The sequence below is a fragment of the Bacteroides xylanisolvens genome (genome assembly GCF_018289135.1).
GTDB lineage: Bacteria > Bacteroidota > Bacteroidia > Bacteroidales > Bacteroidaceae > Bacteroides > Bacteroides xylanisolvens.
The window spans coordinates 2,375,398-2,399,709 of record NZ_CP072216.1; the positions used below are offsets into that span (position 1 = coordinate 2,375,398).

At 38.6% G+C, this 24,312-nt stretch carries 17 protein-coding genes; 2 read left to right on the forward strand and 15 right to left on the reverse strand.

Annotated features, from left to right (window positions below; translation table 11 throughout):
- Positions 1–139: 139 nt before the first annotated feature.
- The 15 genes from INE92_RS10255 to INE92_RS10325 form a co-directional block, all read right to left on the reverse strand.
- Positions 140–856, reverse strand: a complete 717-nt coding sequence (locus INE92_RS10255; protein WP_015532949.1) for a LytR/AlgR family response regulator transcription factor — start codon at positions 854–856, stop codon at positions 140–142.
- Entirely contained in the window at positions 853–1,962 is a 1,110-nt protein-coding gene (locus INE92_RS10260) for a sensor histidine kinase (RefSeq protein ID WP_008644740.1), read from the reverse strand. Before INE92_RS10260 ends, INE92_RS10255 begins: the two co-directional genes overlap by 4 nt.
- The gene (locus INE92_RS10265) at positions 1,959–3,041 is read right to left on the reverse strand and encodes a sensor histidine kinase (RefSeq protein ID WP_195436012.1); all 1,083 of its coding nucleotides are present in this window, start codon (positions 3,039–3,041) and stop codon (positions 1,959–1,961) included. Before INE92_RS10265 ends, INE92_RS10260 begins: the two co-directional genes overlap by 4 nt.
- Positions 3,042–3,098: 57 nt before the next feature.
- Positions 3,099–5,576 carry a TonB-dependent receptor gene (locus INE92_RS10270; RefSeq protein WP_015532951.1) on the reverse strand — a complete coding sequence of 826 codons (2,478 nt, stop codon included), beginning with the start codon at positions 5,574–5,576 and terminating at the stop codon, positions 3,099–3,101.
- 182 nt (positions 5,577–5,758) lie between these two features.
- Positions 5,759–6,301 (reverse strand): hypothetical protein, encoded by a 543-nt coding sequence (locus INE92_RS10275; RefSeq protein ID WP_032842243.1) that lies wholly within the window; start codon positions 6,299–6,301, stop codon positions 5,759–5,761.
- Positions 6,302–6,498: 197 nt separating this feature from the next.
- On the reverse strand, positions 6,499–8,583 hold the full coding sequence (locus tag INE92_RS10280) for a beta-glucosidase (RefSeq protein ID WP_055235335.1): 2,085 nt from the start codon (positions 8,581–8,583) through the stop codon (positions 6,499–6,501).
- Between the two features lie 67 nt (positions 8,584–8,650).
- Positions 8,651–10,222, reverse strand: coding sequence for a PKD domain-containing protein (locus INE92_RS10285; RefSeq protein WP_004314818.1), 1,572 nt, complete (start codon positions 10,220–10,222; stop codon positions 8,651–8,653).
- 18 nt (positions 10,223–10,240) lie between these two features.
- Positions 10,241–11,401: a sialidase family protein gene (locus tag INE92_RS10290; RefSeq protein WP_008644733.1), complete on the reverse strand. Its 1,161-nt coding sequence runs from the start codon at positions 11,399–11,401 to the stop codon at positions 10,241–10,243.
- On the reverse strand, positions 11,388–12,842 hold the full coding sequence (locus INE92_RS10295) for a RagB/SusD family nutrient uptake outer membrane protein (RefSeq protein ID WP_008025671.1): 1,455 nt from the start codon (positions 12,840–12,842) through the stop codon (positions 11,388–11,390). The genes INE92_RS10290 and INE92_RS10295 overlap by 14 nt, the downstream gene beginning before the upstream one ends.
- Before the next feature lie 19 nt (positions 12,843–12,861).
- The gene (locus INE92_RS10300) at positions 12,862–16,146 is read right to left on the reverse strand and encodes a SusC/RagA family TonB-linked outer membrane protein (RefSeq protein ID WP_055235336.1); all 3,285 of its coding nucleotides are present in this window, start codon (positions 16,144–16,146) and stop codon (positions 12,862–12,864) included.
- 25 nt (positions 16,147–16,171) lie between these two features.
- A complete protein-coding gene (locus tag INE92_RS10305; RefSeq protein WP_008644730.1) occupies positions 16,172–17,404 on the reverse strand; it encodes an MFS transporter in 1,233 nt (410 codons plus the stop codon).
- A gap of 6 nt (positions 17,405–17,410) precedes the next feature.
- Entirely contained in the window at positions 17,411–19,051 is a 1,641-nt protein-coding gene (locus INE92_RS10310) for a sialidase family protein (protein ID WP_008644729.1), read from the reverse strand.
- Positions 19,052–19,167: 116 nt separating this feature from the next.
- Positions 19,168–20,079, reverse strand: a complete 912-nt coding sequence (locus INE92_RS10315; RefSeq protein ID WP_008644728.1) for a dihydrodipicolinate synthase family protein — start codon at positions 20,077–20,079, stop codon at positions 19,168–19,170.
- A 36-nt stretch (positions 20,080–20,115) separates the two neighbouring features.
- Complete coding sequence (locus INE92_RS10320; protein ID WP_456151229.1) at positions 20,116–21,183, reverse strand: hypothetical protein; 1,068 nt, start codon at positions 21,181–21,183, stop codon at positions 20,116–20,118.
- Complete coding sequence (locus INE92_RS10325) at positions 21,180–21,932, reverse strand: FadR/GntR family transcriptional regulator (protein WP_004314826.1); 753 nt, start codon at positions 21,930–21,932, stop codon at positions 21,180–21,182. Before INE92_RS10325 ends, INE92_RS10320 begins: the two co-directional genes overlap by 4 nt.
- 414 nt (positions 21,933–22,346) lie before the next feature.
- Between INE92_RS10325 and INE92_RS10330 the strand changes: the two genes are divergently transcribed.
- Both INE92_RS10330 and INE92_RS10335 read left to right on the forward strand, forming a co-directional pair.
- Entirely contained in the window at positions 22,347–22,973 is a 627-nt protein-coding gene (locus INE92_RS10330; RefSeq protein ID WP_004314827.1) for an HU family DNA-binding protein, read from the forward strand.
- A 300-nt stretch (positions 22,974–23,273) separates the two neighbouring features.
- Entirely contained in the window at positions 23,274–24,299 is a 1,026-nt protein-coding gene (locus INE92_RS10335; RefSeq protein ID WP_004314829.1) for an AI-2E family transporter, read from the forward strand.
- Positions 24,300–24,312 lie beyond the last annotated feature (13 nt).

The following is a 24,312-nucleotide window of genomic DNA, read 5'->3' on the forward strand; positions in this document are numbered from 1 at the left end:
AAGATGGATAGAGGGCTGTTTATATATGCCAAATGATAAGAATAAACATATTTGCATATATTCGCACTTCACTTTATCTTCTTATTTATATTTCAAATTGAAAAAATGCAGAAACATTGAATAATACTACATCACGATCTCACACTCTTTGTTTCATCACAAACCCCTCAAAGAAATCGTCGCGGTAACTATTACCGATAGCTATTTCATACGATTTTATGAATATATCATTATTGTCAAATGATTCGATGTGACCGGTATTGACAATATATGACTTATTCACCCGCAGAAAAGTTGATTTGGGTAACAAATCGAATATGGCTTTCAAACTCATACGGGTGATAATACGTTGATCGCTAAGTTGGATTATAACGTAATCTTTCAATCCTTCAATGAAGAGAATATCGGAGAAGTTGACTTTGAAATACCGGCGTTCTGCTTTCACAAAAAAATAGTCGGCAGTAACCACCGTTTCGATGGCTTCTTTCTCTTCTTTCAGTAACAAAGAATGGTAAGACAAAGCCTTATCCACAGCTTTTTGAAAACGCTCCGCTTCAACAGGCTTAATCAAATAATCTATCGCATCCACTTCGTAACTGTCCAGTGCATACTCTGTGTAGGCTGTGGTAAAAATGACCAGTGTTTTCTTTGAAATCGTACGTGCAAACTCAATTCCTGTAATCCCTGGCATCTGAATGTCAAGAAAAACCAAATCAGCCACATGTTGCTCCATGAAATCGGAAGCAGTGGACGCACTATTAAAACTCCCGATTAATTGAAGGTTATTCGATTCTTCTATCAATAGCTTCATGGCTTCACGTGCCAATGGTTCATCGTCTACAATAATACAATTCATAATGTTATACTTAAAATTACAGTATATTTATTTTCATTCTCTATCTGCTTCAGTTCATACCGACCGGGATACAACAGCCCCAATCTGCGTTGAATATTCACAAGTCCTATCCCTCCGACTTTCCCTTTACTAACGGCAACTTCCGGTGTGGAATTCTCGCATCGAAACTCTAATCTATCATTATCAACTTTAAAAGAAACGTGCACATACGAAGGATGCTCGCTGTCAAAACTATGCTTTACCGCATTCTCCACAAAAGGAATAAACAATAACGGCTGAATCCAAATGGAATCTGTCTCTCCATGTTCCTCCATCGTAAACTGAAAATTATCACGACGGATCTTTTCCAGATTCAGATAATCATTTAAGAAATGAATATCCGATGCTAACGAAACTCTTTCTCGCGAGCTGTCATTTATCTGATAGCGCAGTAAATCTTCTAATTTGAAAAGTACTTTGGATGCTTCTTCCGGATTTCTCTTTATCAGGACATTGGCATTATTCAGCATATTAAAAAGAAAATGCGGATTAATCTGATTTTTAAGAAACTTCAGTTCCGATTGTAAAGTCGTGGATTCCAGTTCATCAATACGCAGGTTATAGCGTAGCCAATGCATGAACAATGAGATAGCTGCAGAGCCTGCCATGACAAAGCCAATGGTCAGTATGCCCGAAAAAGCATTGATAAAAGTGGCAAAACCATTGGGATCTTTTCCGGGCAGAATCACTTCAAAAAGCAAACCTTGGGTAACTGAAAGAAAAGTAATGACTGCTATATTTGTAATGACTGCCATCAACACATAACTACCCCAACGATTCTTCAACAGGAAATAAGGAACCAATACATACAGGTTTATATATATCACCATATTCATAGAAGCAAAATATGCCAGACATCCGCCCAGTCGCCTCCCAAAAGAGACTGTTTGTAAAGGCTCATACCAAAGGACATTGATTGTTATCAAAACAACAACCAATTGCAGCAGCAAATGCCTGTATATCCGATAACGGGGACTCAATAGAAATGCAGTGACACTTTTATCATTCATATTTCTGTCAGTGGTATTTTTATTGAAGTCATTACCATGATTGGTATCCCTACTCATGACTCACCTCCTTTCAGTTCCAGCCATATACTGCCGACAGCCAATGACAATCTGTAACGGCTTCCATACAAAATATCCAATCTTTGTCTGATTCTTTCCAGCCCTTTATCGGACGACAAGAGATTTACTTCAGGACAAGCGCAAGCGAAAATAATCGTACCCTTTTCCGCTTTCAAATGAGTTTTCAATGAAACAGGAGGCTGTATCTGTTGCTCGTCTATTGCTTTGACTATATATTGTACAAAAGGGATGAAAAGCAAAGGTGGTACCAACATTCTATTCACTTCGCCTTCGGAAGTAAATTCATAGTAAAATTGTGGTCGGGAGGTCTGTTCCAATGTCAGGTAATTAGTAAGAAATGTAATTTCGCTACTAAGCAAGACTTTGGCCCTATTGCAGTCATACAACTGATAGCGGAGAAGTTGGCTTAACTTCATCAACATCTTTGAGGCTGTTTCCGACTCACTCAACGTTAATTCTCCCGATTGGTGCAATGTTTTAAAAAGAAGTTCAGGGCTAATCTGTTCTTTTAACCGTTCCACTTCAGAAACGACATGGGCTTTCTCCATTTGTGAAACACGCCGGTTATTAATCATCCACTCCTTCAGGAGAACTGTCATCGTACCTCCTATCATACACAGCGTAGATAACATAAAAGAAGAAATATAGTCCACTACCATGTGCATCGAAAAATAAGAACCTCGCGCATGGAGTTCCGGCCAATAGGAATATGCCATGTATTCTATTGACATCTGTATCAACAGAGCTACGATCATCGCAGCAGAAAGTAATGACAAATAGGTCAGATAATGTCTCTTCAACAAATATTTCGGAAAGAGTTGGAAAAGATTCAAGTAGATAACCGCTACATAAGTGAGCAGGTAAAGAAAGGTAAATGTGTAAATCCATCCGCCCAATATATCCTTATAATCCAAAAAGATAATAAAGACCTGATTGAAAGAGATCGTCCCCAGCACCAGGATAAGTACCAAATACCGCATCCATCGTAAGTCCGGACTAACGAGAAATCGATATAAAAAGGTAGATTCACTACCTGTTGCAAGTGTTTCAGTTGTCATACGCTTTATTGGGGACGAAGATAAAACATTTTTCCGGTTAGACTCTATACCGTATCTCTAAAATTCAAGCTTATAACTCACATTCGTCAATATCGTAGAATTGTCGCTGACATCTATTCTTCCAGTTTTCACATTATATTCATGCCCGTAATGTTCTTTAGCACCCGTAAAGTTAAGTCCTTTCACTGCAAATTCATGTGATACTTTTCTCTTGTTGATACGATAACTGACAGTATAATTACCAATCAACATAGGAGAATATTGTTTTGAGAAAGCTTTCGTTTCGTCATATTGCACTTCTTTATCCGGATGATTCATCGTTGCCTCCAAGTCAATCGGAGAATATCGATCACCACCTTGCAAGGTTAGTTTCAGGTTGACACTAAGTATATTCTGTTTATTTCTTCCCAGCATCCATTCTTTACCGATGAGTCCGTTTATCACATAATTACGGTTAAACTTCGTGTTATACCACACACCGTCCCCACCCCGGTAACGGGAATCAAACCAAGAACCCGAAATCATATAATAAAGTCCTTTCTCCAAAAAACGTTCGAAGGTAATGTCTATTCCCACATTGCGTCCTCTTCCTTTATTAACCAACGCATCTTCCACATAAAAATCAGAACGGTTAAGTACGGAGTAAGAACTATCCGCCATTACTGGGACATCATGCAAAAACTGGATATATGGTTCTATCTTCAGATTCATGCGATCAGAAATCTTGTAACCGAATGATAACATAATGTGCTGTGCTTTTGTAAAATCAAGATCTTTATTGACGGATTGATTGCCTGTACTTTTCGTTTTAACAAAATATACATCCATCTTTTCCATACGACTGTACATTCCATAAGCCAACGCAAAGGTTGTTTTTGGAGTAGCTTGCCACTTCAAGCCAACCCGTGGTTCTACAGACCATTTATTGTTCAGAGTCAGAAGCTGTCCATAGATTCCTGCATTAAGGGTCCAACGCTCTGTTAATCCCACCGATGAACTATTGTAGGCTGAAATCAGACTTGTATTACCTTTTCCTTGAGATACAATTTCCAGTGGTTCGGCTTCATAAGGAGCAATGGAAAGATCCATTTTGTAGAACATATTGGTATAGGTGAATCCTGTCTTGTTCGTAAAACGGTTACTGAATTTACGATTAAAGGTAGTGGTAAATATCAGGTTGGTATATTTTGAATCAAGATCCATATAAGGAGTAGACTCCATCGAATGGTTGAACAAGGTTGCTCCTCCGTCGAGTTGCGAATAGGTAGCGGCTATCGTGGTCTTCAACGATGCGTCATTATTAAAGAAATAACGATGGCTGACACCTCCGGCTGCCATATATTGCTTGTCTCTTGATTCACTGCGGTCGCCCCAATAATCCCATTTCTCTGTGTTCTTCTCAAAATCACTGGTGAACTTATCAATCAGGCTCGTTCCCCAAACAGAGAACGTTCCGGCTTTCTGTGTTGGAAAGTTGAGTTTGAGGTTCAGGTCCTGATAATCCATCGTTCCTCCTTCAAGATTCAGAAGTCCGGTTGTAGAATAACGGTAATTGAAAATATACGATGCTTTATGTTTCTTGCTCAAAGGGCCTTCGGAAGCGACGTCGATTCCCATAATTCCCACCTGAATGGTATTTTCGTTCTTTTGGTTGTTGCCGTTACGCAATTTCATGTCAAAGACTCCGGATACAGCATTTCCATATTCGGCAGGAAATGCTCCGGTGAAAAAATCAGAGTTTCCAAGCACTTGTGAACTTAGAGAGGAAAGGATTCCTCCACCCAACGTAGCGATGTCCGCAAAATGATTCGGATTAGGAATTTCGACATCCTCCAGTCTCCATTGCAACAGATGTGGGGCATTGCCATGAATAGAAATTCCATTGGAAGAAACGCTGGGAGCTACTCCGGCAAAAGCAGAAACCAAACGTGCGGGATCATCAAATCCACCTGCATAACGGCTCGCTTCTTCTACACTCAACATACGTGCTCCGGTAGTAGCCATCTTATTCATTGCTTCTTCCTTGTTCGTCCGCGCACGAATTATTACTTCGTTTAATTCGTTCACGCTTTCTTTCAAAGGTATTTCCAAATATATTTCCTTGGCGGAGGTCACCAGTATTTCTCTGAAAATGCCCGGTTCATATCCCATAAACGCAGCTTCTACGGTATGTCGCCCGACAGGAACCTGCGGTATACTGAAACGACCAAGACTGTCTGTTATCGTACCCGCCCCCTCTTTTTCAGATAGCTTTACTGTTGCATACGGTATCGGAAACTTCGAGTCTCCATCTATAACAATCCCACGGATGGTCTGCACCGGACGTCCTTTCCGTCCTGTTGTCTGGCTGAATACTGTTACAGACACAAATAAAGCGGTCAATAATAGGATCCATCCGCCATAACGATATATTTTCCGGGAAAGTTCTTCACTTAGAACTTTTTCAAAAGTTTTGAGCACTGTCCCACACTCATCTAAAGAGACACCCGACTGAATAGATATTTTCTCTAATAATCTAGTTTTATTCATCTTCATGATTTTATTCCGTTTTTATTTCGTCACGAAGATAAGGCAGAGATCAGCACTAATTTTTCAAATGAGACGAACGTGTCCCATTTGTAGACTAAATGCAAAATTAGCAAGATGAAAAATAAAAGAAAAGAAGAATATCGCTTTTAAAGGATATATAACCCATTCTAAAGGTGGTGTGACTTTCATTAAAGTCCTTTGGTAATTACAGGCAACCCAAATAAGCCCTTTTGCAAAGTCAGAATCTTCGGCCGACCTGTCTTTGTTTTATTATAAGTAGAAGGAGATACATGCAATGTTTCTACATTCCCATTTTCAAAAGCTACCTGCAAATAATATTCTTTACGAACGCCATCCGACACATAACGATGTCTGCCGACTCTACGGGTTTTCTTATGTGTTTCTATATATTTTTTCTGTACCATGACTTTCTCTTCATGCGTGGAAGCAGAATCGGCGAACCAATAATTCCCCCCAAGAAACAATACACAACTGATAGCACCGACACAAACCAAATGGCAACAACAATTAATAACTTTATCATCCATTGTTGTCAGCCAAATCCATCCTTTATAGAAAGGAATTGTTGCTATCACTATTATAAGTGCCACTCTAACAGGTATCCACCAGGCAGCCAATGTATCTTCGTATACTACATAGGCAACTCCACATGAAATAATAATCACGAGAATCATCAGGACACGAAGTGTATTAATAAATATAATTTTCATGATATTGTAGTATATGTCTGCAAATATACAGAATTGGCCAAATAAATAAGACAACTCCACCATTAAATAATAAATGAATGAATGAGATATTATCAAAAAAACTACAATCTAAATAATTATCAGACTGTAGTTTTATTAACTTATGCTTAAAGGCAAATTCTATCATCGACATCCACAAAGCAGCCCTAAAAGTATTCCTATTCTTTTATAAAAGAAAGAGTTTGATTAATATGCCTGGAAGATGTTCCTAGAAAAATTGTATATTGTCCAGTATTTGTCTTCCAACTATGTGTCTGATCATCCCAAAAAGCTAAATCCTTGGAAGTTATTATAAATTCCAAAATTCGATTTTCCCCAGGTTTCAAGGATACTTTCTCAAATCGTTTTAGTTCTTTTTCTGGACGTAATACACTTGGCTGGTTCTCTTTGATATATAATTGTACCACCTCAGCTCCTTCACACTTACCTGTATTCGTAAGAGTAACAGAACATTTTATAGTCTGTTTATCATTCATCTTGTTAGATGATAATCGCGGTTTTGTCAAAGCAAATGTTGTATAGGATAGTCCATATCCAAAAGGATAAAGCGGTTCTATCTTCTTTGTATCATACCACCTATATCCAACTAATACATCTTCCTTATAATTGACATCATACACATTAATAAGATGCTCATTTTTAAGTTCATTATAGAGTGATGCCCCTTGTGGCAAATATCCCCATGCCGGTGAATCTTTAAATGACCTTTCTATAGTCATCGGTAATTTTCCTGATGGATTTACTTTTCCGATAATAATATCAGTAAGTGCTTCAAATCCAGATTGTCCTCCATACCAACCATAAATCAAAGCTGCTAATTGTTCGTTCCATGCTGACATATCAATCGCAGACCCAGTATTGATAATAGCAATAGTGTTAGGATTATTTTTAGTGATATAGCGCATAAATGATTCGTCTTCCCTAGGTAAAGCAAACGGACGTTCTACGGCTTCTTTATCCCGTGTACCCATGCTCAATAAAACAACATCAGCCTCTTTTATCTCTGCCACAGTAGGCTTTTCAATATAATATACAGTTCGCCCAAAGACTTTCTGCAAAGCATCAATCAGACTTACATTATTATACCCTATCACTTCTGCCGCACCATAGCCACGAGGTATTTCATATACAAATTTACCGGTTAATAATATTTTTCTATTTTTCGTAGGATCAAGCGGTAAAATTTCATTCCTGTTTTTAAGTAATATCACACCTTCTTCTGCAACTCGCCTCGCAGTTTGCTCATGTTCAGGATATTTACTTAACAAAGTCGTGTCATACTTAGGCCTGCTATAAAATCCCATGGCAACACAAGTAGCCAAAGTGGGCCGTATCATATCGTCTAAATCCTTCTCTGTTATTTTCTTTTCATGATATAAATCCAATACTGATACTCCAAAATTATATGAACCCGGCATTTCCAGATTTTGACCTGATTTAATAACCTTTTCCAAATCCCACACAGAATTCCAGTCACTCATAACCAACCATTTAAATCCCAGCTTTTCTCTAAGAATCTTCTTTATTACATACGAACTTTGTCCTGCCCATTCGCCATCGATCTGATTATAAGAAGTCATTACAGACATAGCTCCTGCATCTATCCCAGCTTTAAAACCCGGCAAATAGATTTCATTCATAGCACGTTCTCCGATAATGGAATTACTCCGTTTACGATAAAATTCAGTATTATTCCCGTAGAAATGCTTTAAACATGCCGCTGTACCCGTACTTTGAAGTCCGGTCACATATTGACTGACCATTTGAGATACCAAATAGGGATCTTCTCCAAAATATTCAAAATTTCTGGCACATTGAGACTGTCGATAGATATTTAATCCGGGACCTAACAAAACCTCAATTCCTCCAGCTCTACATTCTTCTCCAATAGCTTTAGCATATTGGTAAGATAACTCCGGTGAAAATGTTGAGGCTAGCAAAATGGGAGAAGGAAAAGCTGTTGAACGTTCCAGTTGCTTTACAACGTTAGGATCAGGCAAATTATTCCGGATATTAACCCCTTGTGTCGCATCCGACAAATAAACAGGAAGTATTCCTTTTTCTTCAAAACCTTTGATAAAAAACTTATTATAGCCCCTGACCATGAGCGCTTTTTCCTCAATTGTCAGCTTCTTTAATAATTCATCCGCCTTCTTGTATGCTTCACTTGTCTCCATTACCTGTTGTGCATATAAACCAATGCAATTTACAAGCATGAAAATCAATAGAAAAAGTTTTTTCATATTCTGATATTAATTGAATGTGGAACTTCTCTTTTACTGATTAAAAGAGAAGTTCCACAATTAGTTTTTAGTTATTGTATAAATCTTGTATTTCTTCTTCTGACAATATTCTGTTATACAAAATAAAATCATCCAGATAACCATTCAAGAAGTTCTCAGGTGCAAATTCTCCATTAGTAAATCGATAGTTACAACCAATATAGTATGGCCAATTATCTACCACCTTGTCAACAACCCCTTTCTTTTCAATAACTTTCTGCCCATCTATATACAAATAACTATCTCTTTTTCCATCCACTTTCTTATAAATACATACATAGTGATGCCACTCACCGTCATCCATTCGTTTACCTTCATATTCAGCCCAGTTTCCTGCTTTTCCCTTGTATTCTACACAGAAAACAACAGTTTTACCACTGGTATCAAGTCTAAACCAACTTTGTCTGGGCACAGGATCGGTATAAGTAGCACCAGGTCCCACACCTTGATGAAAGACTGCATTCTTAGCTGTCATATTTGAAACCTTCACCCAAAATGCAACTGTAAATTCACTATCCGTATAATGATTCTTCAATCCTTCTTCAGGAATAGACAAAATTGAATAATTTTGCTTGTCGCCTTGGAAGTGTGCTGCAAATCGACATTCAGCACTTTCTCCGGAAAAGCGCGCCTGAGAATTATATACACTGGAACCAGCTCCTGCCGTAAGTTCCTCAGGATTCAATTGATTTGGACCTGCATCTTTATTATCACCATCGAATGGCAAATACAATACTAACTTTTCTGCAGAAACAACATATACATAACCTTCTTTCTCTTTCGTAGAGCTATTTACTGAGTTTTTAGCTTTCAACGTCACTTTGTATTTTCCTGGATTATTATATTGCACTACAGGATTTTGTTCTACAGAACTGGCTGGAGTACCTCCTTCAAATGTCCATTCCCATTCTTCAACCGTTCCTAATGTCTTATCCAAGAAGTTAATATATCCCCCGGCATAAGTATTCCGGCATTGTGCACCAAAATCAGCGGCAATCGCATTTTTATCAATAACAGTAATATAATCCTCTCTTACTTTGTCCGAAGACGCTTTGGGATTCTTAGCTGTCAATTTAATAGTATAGATTCCCGGAGAAAGTGTCATTTGTGGATTTTGTTCTGTTGAAGTGATAACTGCTCCACCTTCTTTAGGTGTGAAACTCCATAACCACTCATTCGGATAGCCTTTGGACAAATCTTTAAAAGAAATAACATCTTCATTTGTAGCAGTAGTTTTATCTGCAGAGAAGTCAACAGTTATCTGCGACGGATAGTTAACAGTAATATATTGTTCCTTCACCATTTCGTTTGCTTCTTCTCCGCGTCCGACAGACAAGGTAACCGAATAAACTCCAGGCTTATTATATACAACATTGGGACTAAATAAGATTGAGGTTTCTGGTTCTCCACCTTCGAACCGCCAATTCCATTTAGAAGGTTCACCAGTAGATATGTCTTTGAAAGTAATACTTTCTCCGATTGTGACTTCCTGAAGATCTGATTCAAAAGCAGCTTGCAAGGACTGCAAATCATCTTCAGAACAAGCCAATAACAATATCACAACAATACACTGTAATAAATATATAGTTTTTCTTTTCATATCAGTAATGTATTAAATTCATTGTATTGATTTTATGCTAACAACTTTAAATGCCAGTCCATCCGTATATCGTTTTTCTCCTCCCTCATAGATAATAGCAATCTGTGAATCAGAGAGCTCAACTATATCAGAGTAACCAGAGTTACCTTCATAAACTGTATATTGTCCCTTCCAGTTCTTCCCATTATCCGTACTTTTTTTGATAGTCATATTAATACGTTCCGTAGCGGAAGCAGCATTCGAAAGAAAAACAGCTCCTCCTATTGATAATATACTACCCTGACACTTACAGTCTATTTGATCAATGCTAATTTGAGGTGAAGACCAAGTAAGTCCTCCATCTATGCTAGTACAACTTTTCCGATAAAAGCCTTCATCTGCTCTCATATTCAACATTAACGTTCCCTCTCCTATCTCGGCTACAGAACATTCTCCAACACCACCGACAGGAGTAGGTTCTCCTGGTTTCCATGTTTTTCCGTAATCATCAGAATAAATGATATGAGAATAACTCGTGACCTTTCCACTCTCCCGAGTTGTAAAATAGTTTGGAGCAACTAATCTTCCTTTATGTATTCCCTTTTGAATCTGAATACCATGGCACGGACCGGTAGCATACCAATCCCATTTTTCTTTTTTTACAGAAGAAGTTATTTCAACTGGTTGCGCCCAAGTAATGCCGTCATCATCAGAATATGTATAGTACGGACGTCGGCTGTCTTCTCCGGTACCATTGGTTATTGCCCCCCATTTATCAGTCTGGAAATTCCAAGTCATAAGCAGATGTATTCTACCTCTGTCGTCAACAATAGGTACGGGATTTCCACAAGTGTTTTGTCCATCATTCCATATCGTAATCTGTTTACTCCATGTTTTTCCATTATCCGACGAACGTTTGACTACAAGATCTATATCTCCGCTATCTCCATTACTTCGAGCTTTTCTAGCTTCAGCAAAAGCTAATAAAGTATTGCTTTTACTTTTAACAATAGCAGGTATTCGATAGACTTCAAAACCATCCGTCCCTTGATTATAAATATAGTTGAATTCGGACGAAGGCACTTCTTCTTCCGGTGGAACAGGAGTTGGATTTCCTTGTGTCTCATCATCTTTTTGACAAGCCTGTGTAAACATACTTGTAAAAAGAAATACGCATGTAATAATCTTATAGGTTTTCATATCCTTGAGTTTGTTTTAAATTAGGATTGATATTTATATCGCTCAATGGGATTGCAAGATATAATGGAATGATAATATTATCATCGACTTTTTTCTTTAAGTTCGGGACCTCCTGATAAACATCAATCGTTCCACCATAATGAAATCTAAGAAGATCGGGCCATCTTTTTCTCTCAAGATATAACTCTCTTGCACGCTCGTTCAGAATTTCTTTCTCCACTGCTATTTTATTGGTACTTCCACTATAAGTTCCAATCTTGGCACGGTCTCTGACTCTATTCAGTTCAATAATAGCCTGTGGCGTTTGATTTAACGCCGCATAGGCTTCTGCTTTAAATAAATACATCTCTGCAAGCCGATATATAACTATATCTGAGTCATAGGTGCGATCTCCTTCTGTTTTTGTTCCCTTCATCTTATTATCAAAAGTCCCTATTTCATTTCCGTCCGCATCCTTTGCAGTGATATAAGAGTCTTTGGTTCTGATATCTGCCGGATTAGCATTAAAAAGACCTATCAAAAACGGACTTGGTGCATAAGTGCTGCGAGCTCCTCCTTTAGCATAAGGAATTTCATCCTTATTGACCGCCTTTTCTACAAAAACATCTCTTGGCTTCAGACTCTGACTATACTGAGCTTCCTTTTCATAAATTTCGAAATGGATAGTCCATATCACTTCTTTCCCATATTTAGTTCCATAAATATCTGCAAAGTTATCTTCCAGTGAAAGTCCTTTACTTGCCAAATCCGCATAAGTTATGACATCTTTCAAATCTTGTTCCGATCCATTCATCACTTTTGCTTTCCATAGCAAAATATCGGCTTTCAATGCATAGCATGCCGGCTTCGATGCCCTTCCTTTTCCATTTGCATAACTTTCTTCCGGAAAAAGATCAATTGCCGTATTTACATCACTTAGAGCACGTGCCAAAACTTCCTCCGCGGGTTCTCTTGCTAACTTAGGCTTATTTGAACTTTCTGTCGGTTCCAGTTCCAAAGGGGCATCCCCCCATATCCGGGCAATACAGAAATACATATACCCTCTGATACAATACGCCTCTGCCAATAATCTGTTTTTATCAGCCTCTACACCAAAATCTATTCCGGGAGTATACTTCAGTAACATATTACAATGTTGTATTACAGAGTAATAGCTCGACCAGCTATAACCATTTTGCGATGTGAGGTTTTGCGCCCATAAATTAGAAGGGCCACCTTCCAGCCCTGTTGTAAAGGCATCTCCTCTGTCTTCAAAATGAAGAGTAGAATTCGATGTATCGCGCAATTTGGTATAAATACCGATCATATAACTTTCTACATCGCCTTTTGTATTCCAGTATCCATCTCCGGTAATGCTTGAAACAGTATCTACATCCAGTAAGTTACACGAATGTAACAAGAATAAAGAAATGCCTAATAGTATTGATTTAAATTGTTTCATAATTATGAGTCTTATTTAATTAGAAATTAATTTTTACTCCCATGTTATATTGTCTGGGTCTCGGATAAATACCATAGTCAACACCAGTATATATTTCAGGGAACATGCCATCATATTTTTTTATATAACCAATATTATACGCTCCTGCAAAAACTTCCACAGCACTGAGTTTCATCTTTCTAATCCAAGATAATGGCAACATATAACTTAAAGACACTTCCCTGAATGCCAGGTAATCTCCCTTGCTAAAATACAAGCTATTATTAGTACTACCACTTGCAGAGCTCCCGATCTGATTATCCCATCTCATATGATTTCTATATTGATAATCATAGTCGCTCTGAACAGTATATTTAGGATATTTGCTCCCATCATTCGCACTCTGCCAAGAATTGGTCATTGCCTCTTTGATGGCATTATTATTATTACGTGAGCTACCCATTATCTGTCCTTTGAAGCCATTGTCTATTACATGCCCCATAGCCCAGTCCATAACGATTCGTACAGTTAGTCCTTTGTATTTCAATGTATTAATAATTCCTCCGACTTTATCGGGACGAACATATCCCATGAAAATCATGTCTTTAGAGTCCAATTGTCCATCATTATTTACATCTTCAAATATTGCATCTCCCGCATGTTTCTTTCTTCCTTGTGCGTTCGGGTCATTAGGTGCCTTGGCCGCTTCTTCTTCAGTCTGATATGTTCCCAAGTAATGAAAAGCCCATCTTCCGCCAAATCTCTCACCTTCGGCAATACCACCCACTTTTTTTGTCCCTCCAGTTGCAGGATCATAAACAAAGTTTCCTCCTACACGATGCTTTTCTTCTCCATTATCCGGTAAGTCTACTACCACTCCTTTGTTATAAGCAAATGTCAACCCTAAATCCCATGAGAAATCTTTAGTTTGAATAGGAGTAGCATTCAACTCAATCTCTACTCCGGAATTTCTTACAGATCCATAGTTACTCTTAATGGAACTAAATCCGGTAGAACTCCATAAAGGTTCATCATACAATCTGTCAAATGTCAGTTTGTTGTAATAGTCGATTAACAGTCCTAATCTATTATTGAAAAAGCCCAAATCAACCCCGATGTCATAGGATTCTGTTGTTTCCCAACGCAACTGCGAATTTTTCAATGTTGTATTTAATATACCGACAGAGCCCTGATAGTTGGTATCTGTAATCTTATATTCTCCTCTCGAATTAGCCACACTCAAATTGTTGTTACCTGTGCGCCCCCAACTAGCACGCCATTTCCAACGACTAACGATAGCTTCCAATGGTTTATAGAAGTTTTCCCGATGCATATTCCACCCAGCAGATACTCCCGGGAAAAATCCCCATTTATTATCTTCCGCAAATCGCGAAGAACCATCGGCACGCATACTGATAGAGAAAAGATATTTGCCATTATAATCATAATTTACACGTCCGAAATAACTCAAAGTGGCTTCCATTGTTTTAGTCGAACTTGCCCGCTGAGTACTATCTGCCGTTGCATTTAATGTCGGAATTAAATCTATGGAAGAACCACTGCCACTTGCAGAAAGCCTATAACTATAATCATGAGTATAGCTGGCACCTGCTACGACTCCAATATTATGATCTTTCACTTTCTTATCATACGAGAGCACTAAATCTCCCTGCAAATGCCTGTCAAAATTATGTTTGGCAGAAGCCGGACGAATTGTATTTCCGGTTGTTTCATTATCTGCCTGAAAATAATTTTCTATACCTTCCGTACCGAAATAATAGGCTGTAGGCTTTAATATCAAGCCAGGCAGAATATTCCAAATTGCACCTAATTGGAAAGTTGTCCTATATACATTGGTATCATCATAGTTAGTCTTATAATAAATTTCATGCAATCTGCTTCTGAAAGAAGAAATTCCTTCACCCGGAGCCGGAGTTCCATCTTCATAATACAAGCGGTAAGTTGGTGGAGTCAATATGCTTCGTGATATGGTATTAACTGTATTTCCACCTCCTACAGCATCTCTCACCTGCAAACTAGCTTTAGTAGACAGACTCCATGCTTCACTCAATTTATAGTTTCCATTAAACAAAACGCTGTAATTCTTATAATTCGTACCTCGAAGAATACCATCCTGATTCAAATATCTTAATCCTACATAATAGTTAATAGCTTCCGTCCCTCCACTAATGCTCAAATCTATTTCATGCTTCTGCCCAGTTGTAAAGGTGGCTTTCTGAAAGTCATTATCCTGAAAAATAAGTTGTTTACCTGTAACAGGATCTGCCATTGTCTGCCATCCTTCGTTTTCCAACAAGTTACTGACGTAACCTTGACCATACTTTTGAAGATAAACATCCAAAAACTCAAGCGTATTCTTTGAATTTCTAGGATTTCCGGTTGACATACCAAATGAACCGCTCAAAAATTTAGCCTGATCTTCTTTTCCATTATAAGTCAAGTCTGCCTGATTAAATTTGGCTATATTCGAACGAGATAATGTTATATAATCCCGTGCATTCAATAATGGGATTCGCTGAGGTTGTTGTTCCACTCCGTATGTGTATCGCAGACTTACAACAGGCTTCCCTTTCTGACCGGATTTAGTCTTGACAAGAATAATACCATTGGCCGCTCTGGAACCATAGATAGCAGTAGAAGCAGCATCTTTCAAGACCTCTATAGATTCTATATCTGCCGGATTCATATCTGATATATTTCTAAAACCTTGTGATATTATACCATCAATAATTATTAAAGGCGTATCACTTTCCGGCGAAGTTGAACTTCCTCCACGAATAAATAATTGAGGATCAGCTCCAGGCTGCCCACTAGAAATCTGTAAAGACAGACCAGGCACTTTTCCTTGTAACTGTAATAATGGATTCTGTCCGGGTGCCTTCTGGAATTCTTCCTTATTTATCTTAGAAATAGAATTGGTTATTAATACCCTTGATTGTTTTCCATAGCCTATAGCTACAACTTCATCAAGCAATACAGAACTCTCTTTCAAAACAATGACAATATTTCTACGCCCTTTGACTGCAATTTCTTTTGTTTCCATTCCTACAAAAGAAACAATAAGAGTAGCGTCAGGAGAAACCATTATTGAGAATTCACCGGACGCATTGGTAATGGTACCTTTATCTACTCCTTTTACAGAAATTGAAACTCCGGGCAATTCTACCCCAGTTTGATCCTGTACTATACCAGAAACTTTAATTTCTTTAGAACTGATATCATCTGCTTGAATATTTAGGGAAATAAATAAAAAAGCAAATAACACCGATAATATTTTATTCGTATGCTTTATTGAGTTTTTCATAAAATATAAAATTAAAATTTGAAAATTAATCTTTCATATCAATTGTTTTAGGTCGCAGACAAGTGACCAGAATAACCAGCATAGCCAGTACCAATATAGCAAGCAGTGCAAAATCACGTCCCAGGTGTCCGGCATCCATTGATTCGCCTAAAAGGCTAGTAATAGCAGCTCCGGCAAATACACCACACATATTCATAATACCATAAGCGGTTGCCCTGTAACGTGCAGATACAAACTGACAAAGAATAGGCATATTATTTGCATCAAACATACCAAAACCTATTCCGAATAACACCGCTCCCATGACCAATGCAAAAATAGAATGACCATATCCGATAAACAGCAGGGAAGGTATGATAAGCCCCAAACCCAACGCACCAGTATAAACTCTTCCACGTACATTTTTTAATACCCATTGATCCGAGATGTATCCACCTGCCAATACTCCGAAGAGTGAAGATAAGGCTATAGAAATGGTAGACATAGGACCTGCTACTGAAATATCAATAGACAAGCTATCAGAAAAAAGAGTTGGTAACCAATTCTTTGCCGCCCATCCCGGAGTACCCGGCACACAGAAATAAAATAAGATAACCCAGAAGAAGACATTAGAGAATAACATTCCCAAGCTCTTCAATACCGGAATCTTTTTCATCTTCTGATTCTCCGAGACATTTCCTCTCTCTTTATCACGTAGGAAAAATGCCAGAATAATACCATAACCTATACCTATAATGCCAAACCAATGAAACGTGGTATGCCAGGAATAGATTGCTGCAAAAGTAGCTCCGAACCCACCGATAGCCTGTCCTACATATAATCCCGTCATATGTATTCCCACAGCCAGCGAACGAGTTTTATCTTTGTGAAAATCAGCAATCAGAGACAAAGCAGCAGGTAAATACAGTGCTTCACTAACTCCCATAATCCCACGCAACCAATAGAGTTGATTGAAAGTGGTGGCATAGCCCATCAGATAAGTAACTCCCGACCATACACACAGACTACCTACAATCAACCATTTACGGTTCACACGGTCACCGATAATACCCGACAAAGGACTCATCAGTCCGTATACCCACAGAAAGACAGCCATCAGACGACCAAAATTGGCAGCCGATTCCAATTCCCGGACATCCTCCATCATCGGAATTCGCATAGTGGAAAGCATTTGCCTGTCCATATAATTCAGCAAAGCAACACCCCACAATAGTCCGACTACTACCCAGGGATATATATTTGAAGTTTTATTATTCATGCCTGTTTACTTTAAAATCTCCGTTAAATCGATTTTTATAAAAGCTAAATCCGACTGACTGCTCTCATATAATATGCCTATTGAATTTTCATCTATGGACGTAATGCAGGAATATCCGGCACTGCGATATTGGTCGAAAAGAATCCAATGTTCCTCCGGCCAGGTCATTCCATCATCAAAACTCACTTTCAAAGTCAGTTTATCCCTTTTCCCATAATCATTCGGATTTACAAAGAGAAGCATGCTTTTCTTTTTTCCTTCTTCTATATATTCATGTCGGTGCAGGCTTGCCATACAGGTAGGTTCCACCAGTGCCTTTCTTGAAGTAGGATGTTCCTTCCAACTCGCTCCCAAATCGGTAGTCGTACAAATTCTCCGACCGTTCACCTCTTTATGTCCTCTGTTCCGGTTGTCACGCATGTTCAACATCAGGACGCCATCATTCAATTGTACGACACTACATTCCGTTACATCCTGATATGCAGAGTTGCTGGTCACCCACGTCTTTCCGTGATCTTTACTATACGTAATATTTGAGAAAGGAAGTCCTTTTTCATCACGTCCCTGTGTGGGAAATACCAACGTGCCATCCTTCAACGTAATCCCTTGTCCCGGTGCCGGTGCAAACAGCCACCATTCAGGGTGTTTCGTCTTTGCGGTTATATTATCCGGAAAACTCCAGCTAAGACCGTCATCCGTACTTTTCGCTATCATAAACTGGCAGGTTTCTTTTAGTCCTGTTCCGGGTTGGGAGCCTTTTCCTTTCCATTGGTGTGTCCAGACCGTGCTACTTTCATTCAATCCTTCTATCCACTTGCCATCTTTATCCAGCAGGCCATGCATCCACAATCCGGCTACATAAATGTCACCTGTATTTTTATCGACTAGAATACAAGCATCGCTCACTCCATTGTATTTCTGCGGCAAGCCGCCCCATTCTCCCATATCTAATACAGTCTGAACAGGTTGCCAGGTCAATCCCTGATCCGTACTCCGATGAAGAGCAATGTCTATATTTCCTTGCAAATCACGAGAGTAATCATAACGGGCATCAAAAATGGCTAACAAAGTTCCTTGATTGCTGGTAGCCAATCCAGGAATACGTGACGAAACACACCCATCCTGTCCTTTCTGCCGTACCGCTACTCCTACCCGCAAAGGTTTACTTCCTTTTTCCGAGATTTTCAGATTGCCTTTAGTCGTTTTAATCCGGTTACAGTTAAGTTGAATACGGTGATCCAATGAAACCGTATCTTTCAACGTCACGGCTACCCAAAAAGACAAAGAATCCTGATTTACCTGCACTTTATCAGTAAATGATATTTTACGTGCAGCGGGAAGTGATTTATATAGCAAACGGGATGTATCTATCAGTCCATTTTCTTGTGTACCATATATAGCAACAGAAACAACATCTGCCACATCTGTACTCCCTAATAAATCTAAATCTATTTGCTGAATGGCGTAAGGTTGATTGTCTGCCCTGATTAGAGTAACCTTTAATACAGGACTTGCCGATTTCTTCACCAACACAGGAATTACCGGTCGTTCCAGCACCCATTTTATTTCTTTACCCAAAGACGTGGCTGGCAATACCAATAATAAAATCATTGAAAATATGATTAATATTTCCCTTCTTACTTTCATAGTATTTTTATTTTAGGTAATTTTGAACGCATTTAACTAGATTTGAGGGGAATGACAGAAAGTAAAATAGCTAAACCCCAGCAATATACTTTTACTGTCATCTCCTCTTTTTATATCTAAAAATCGAAGAAATTTATTGCATCCAAATCACCTTTTAATTTGTCATACTCCTCAACTGAAAAAGGTTTTATCGGTAAACGACAACTGCCACAATCAATACCTATTAATTTCATGATAGCTTTACCTCCACGTACGCCTCCACCATATTTAATGATAACTTCCACTGTACGTATAGATTTCATTTGCCAGACACGTGCTGTTTCCACATCATTTTGCTTCATTGATTCAAAAATGGCATGGTAAACATTGGGAATATAATTATATGTACTTCCTACGCCTGCCACAGCTCCCATTGATAAACCTGCAATCAGAATCTCGTCAAAGCCATGCAGAACTTCAAACTTATGCTGCTCCAAATCGATGCAAGCCCCCATCTCCATCAGGTTATTATGAGTAAATTTAGTACCTACCAAGTTTGGTATTTTCTTCTTACCCTCTACCAAAAATCTATCTACCGGCAAATTAACCCCTGTGATCGACGGCATATTATAGTAATAGAAAGGCAGTCCACTGGCAGACCTGCAAACCGGAGCAAAAAAATCGATCAACTCATCTACCGTTCCCGGCTTGAAAAAAGACGGAGCTATTGAAGCAATGGCATCGGCTCCTGCTTTTTCCGCATGACATGCCAGTTCCATAGCACTCCGCTGACAGTTTGAACCTACATGGGCAATCACTTTGAACCGCTTACCAGCCGAAGCAACCCATTTTTCAAGAATTAATTTACGTTCATCAATCGTCAGCGAAGAGAATTCACCGGTCGTACCACACACAAACACCCCTTTAATAGGAGTTGATGCGATCCAATCAGCATATTTTTCAATAACAGATAAATTTACATCCCCATTTTCATCCATTGGGGTGAAGGTGGCCGCAACCATCCCTTCCAGTCTTTCATAATTGTTCATAATGCATTTAATTAGATTTGATATTTCATTTTATTTCTAGAAACTTCCCTTTAGAATAAATGGCGTCCGTATTCCCGGCTGTACCTCACCACTTACGATAAATACCTGATTTCCGACAGAAACAACATTTGTAGTAACCGGAATGCGATAAGGACATTCGAGCGAATCTACCAGAGAATTCGTACTTGTACTAACTACTCGTAACTTACGGCTGAATCCCGGATGCTCGGAAGATGTAGGAAGAATCTCTTCCACTCCCCCAAATAGCAGAATCTTATCCTCCCCGTATGGTATACCAGTCCCCGCCATTACAGGAAAAGAACCGATCATTTTACTCCATTTTCCAATGCCTGGCTCAAATACGTACCCCTCCGTATGTTCTACCATCGCCTCATCCGGAGCATAACTTCTTCCGCTGAAAAGATAAAATCGTTCCCCTTGAGCCACACCTACTGCATAGGAAAGAGAAGGACCATTCCAATCCGGCATTTCTTGCCATCCTCTTTCTTTATGCATCAAATCAAGCATGTAAAAATGATGAGTCGACTGTTCATTTACCATAGTCTCTTGCCCCCCAGCAATATAAATACAGTTATCATCCATTGCTCCCGTTGCATTCGCCAACGGAACCGGCAAAGATGGATAACTGACAGAGTCTATCACAAATGAATCTTCTTCTTTCTTTATCAGGAAAACGTTATCACTACACTGCGTACGATCACACCCTCCAATACACAACAATCCTTCCGGCAGACTTATTGAAACTCCATAAGCAAGCGGGCGATCGAGAAAATCATCATAAACAGTCCATTTTCCCGTTTGTAAATCATAGCTATATAAAGTAGACCACCAAGTTTTCGTTCCTCCTTCCCAAGGATACTTGTCAGGAAAGTTAGCTCCGCCCAGCACAAGCAACTTTCCTTCCACTATCCCGGAATATGCACCTGCTAATCCGACGTTCTCCGGCATGCCGGCGCATCCTGGAAGCAGCAATGAGTTTTCCCATTGCACCTCTATCCTCTTTTCCTTTTTTCTCAAACAAGATGTATTCATAAACAATATTATTAAGGATAAACATAAAATGATGAAATATAGTCTTTTCATATCCCTTCTACCTTTTCACTACTTTCTTTTTCTGCCATCAACTCCTGACTCCGATTGACCTTGAAAATCTTATAAACCTCAAAATGTCTTTCGATGGCATCCCGGTATCCTTTTTCATCCCCTTTTTTTATAAAATCCAGCAAATCAGCATGAGTAGCTATTTTACCACTTTTACTCATTTCTATATTTATAGGTTTCAAATAATCTTTGAATTTTTCTTTCACATAGACAAGTATAGGGTGAATGATTTCCTGAAATTCGGATATTATTTTATTTCCAGTGATTTTATATAGTTTCGTATGAAAAGCCGATTCACTGATTAATGCGTATTCATTATTCTCAAAAACAATTCCCATTTTCACTATCTCGCTTAATTCTTCGATGTCTTTAGGAGTTATCTTACGGAAAATATCGCTTGATATTCCTATTTCAAGTGCAATTCTGAAATCTAACAGATCTAAAATAGTTTCTTCACTCAAAACACGAGGATCTATCACTCTTTTCATCCCTCCTAAAATAGAAGGTTCGGTCAGAACCATTCCTTTGCGAGGACGTGCATGAATCAGCCCCATCATTTTCAAACGACTCAATGCTTCTCTGACAACACTCCTTGCAACTCCTAATTCTGCAGCCAGATTATTCTCATTGGGAATTGAATCTCCACGCCTTAAGTCATTCTTTTTAAAGTAAGTAAGCAGACTGTCTTCCACCTGATCGATTAATGTTGTTTGATTAATTTCTATCTTCATATTATTAGAATTTTATGATTTGTATTATTTGTCTGACAAATAATACAAATGCAATATTAAGGGATTTTTTTTAGAATACAATAATATTAGTATAGAAAAACACTCACTTATGCTGAAAAACATAATTTTCGGCACAGGACAAGAAACGTTCACTTGTTCAACACATTAGAAGATTATTCCCAAACATTGCATCAATTACTTGTCCGCCTCACATAAAACAAATACCTTTACTGCATAATTTTCATTATCCCCTTACAACAAAACAATTATTTTCTTATAGGAAAACAAATAGTTTTTTATAACAGGACAATAGACACCCTATAACAGGACGAGCAAAATTATACTAAGCAGTTTCATAAAAGCTACAGTAAAAAACAATAAAGAATACAGAGAATATATTTAATTATCAGAATAATGGCATATTACGACTTTAAGAAGAAACCGGCTCTCACTACAAAAGAGGGAGAAAAGGATGTGTTGTACCCCAGCATTGTATTTAACGGCACTATCAACACCAAACAACTATTGAAACAACTCGTTGCCCGCACCGGATACAAGCCGGGAGTGGTAGAAGGTACACTGATGGAACTTGTAGACCTCGTGGGAGAATACATAGGACAAGGCTACCGGGTAGAAGTAGGTGAGTTCGGTTATTTTTCCGGAAAGATAAAATCCCGACTGGTGAAAGATAAAAAAGACCTGCGTTCACCTTCCATTCAATTCAACGGAGTGAATTTCCTTGCTTCCAAAACATTCAAGAAGAAAGCAACGGGTAAACTGGAACGGGCTCAAAAACTATTTTTCCAAGCTTCAAGCCAACTGGATGACGAAGAACTGAAAAGAAGACTACTTGAACACGTCAACCGATATGGATTCATCACACGCACCACATATACCGAACTGACCGGACGACTGAAAAATAAAGCATTAGAGGATTTAAAGCGGTTTGCCAAAGAAGGCATAATCTGTAAAGTGGGACGTGGGAATCAAATGCTTTTTGTGAAAAACCAAGAGGATAGTCAAACAGAGCAGAATATATAACATAAAAAAAGGCTATCTATCCCAGACAGCCAATCTTTGTTAACCTTAAATCTAATACTATGAAAAACACACTACAAAGATACGAGCTTTTCGGTTATCTCCAAATTTTCAGGTCAAAGCAGTGTATCTTATAACATGGTTTAATAGAAACAACCAATCCGTTAACATTTAACATAAATCAATTGGATATTAACGAATATCCGCTCAATGAAACCAAACTGTTTTCATTTCGTTATCTCACCATAAAACAAACCTTTCCTATACCTTAATTGTTCATTATATAAACGAATTTCACATGATATGAGCACCAAAGAACAATACTGGAAATATTCCCTCATCGTCATCATCCTATTTATGGGGATCATCATCTTCCGACAAATCACTCCATTCCTGGGAGGATTATTGGGAGCACTCACTATTTATATTCTTGTACGCGGACAGATGAGATATCTGGTAGAAAAACGAAAGCTAAAACGTAGCCTAAGTGCTTTACTGATTACCGCAGAAACTATTTTTGTCTTCCTTATTCCTTTGGGACTGACCGTCTGGATGGTAGTAAATAAACTACAAGATATCAATCTGGACCCACAAACGTATATCGCACCGATCCAACAAGTAGCCGAATTTATCAAAGAGAAAACAGGATATGATGTATTAGGAAAAGATACATTGACATTCATTGTCTCCATACTTCCCCGTATCGGACAAATCATAATGGAGAGTATCAGCAGTCTCGCCATCAACCTGTTCGTCATGATCTTTGTACTTTATTTCATGTTGATCGGAGGAAAAAAAATGGAAGCATACGTCAACGATATTCTGCCATTTAACGAGACCAATACTCAAGAAGTAATCCACGAAATCAATATGATTGTTCGTTCCAATGCCATCGGTATTCCCTTGCTGGCTATCATTCAGGGAGGAGTAGCCACGATAGGTTATCTTCTTTTCGGAGCACCCAACATCTTATTATTAGGATTCCTGACCTGCTTTGCAACCATTATTCCGATGGTGGGCACTGCATTGGTATGGTTTCCCGTAGCCGCTTATCTGGCTATAAGCGGAGACTGGTTCAACGCCATCGGGATTGCCGCATACGGAGCCATCGTCGTATCACAGTCAGATAACCTGATTCGGTTTATTCTTCAAAAGAAAATGGCAGATACTCATCCACTTATCACTATTTTCGGGGTAGTCATCGGTCTGCCGTTATTTGGGTTTATGGGAGTGATCTTCGGTCCGTTGTTGCTTGCGTTATTCTTCCTTTTTGTAGATATGTTTAAAAAAGAATATCTGGACTTACGAAATAACCTCCCGTCGAGATGACGGAACTACCGAA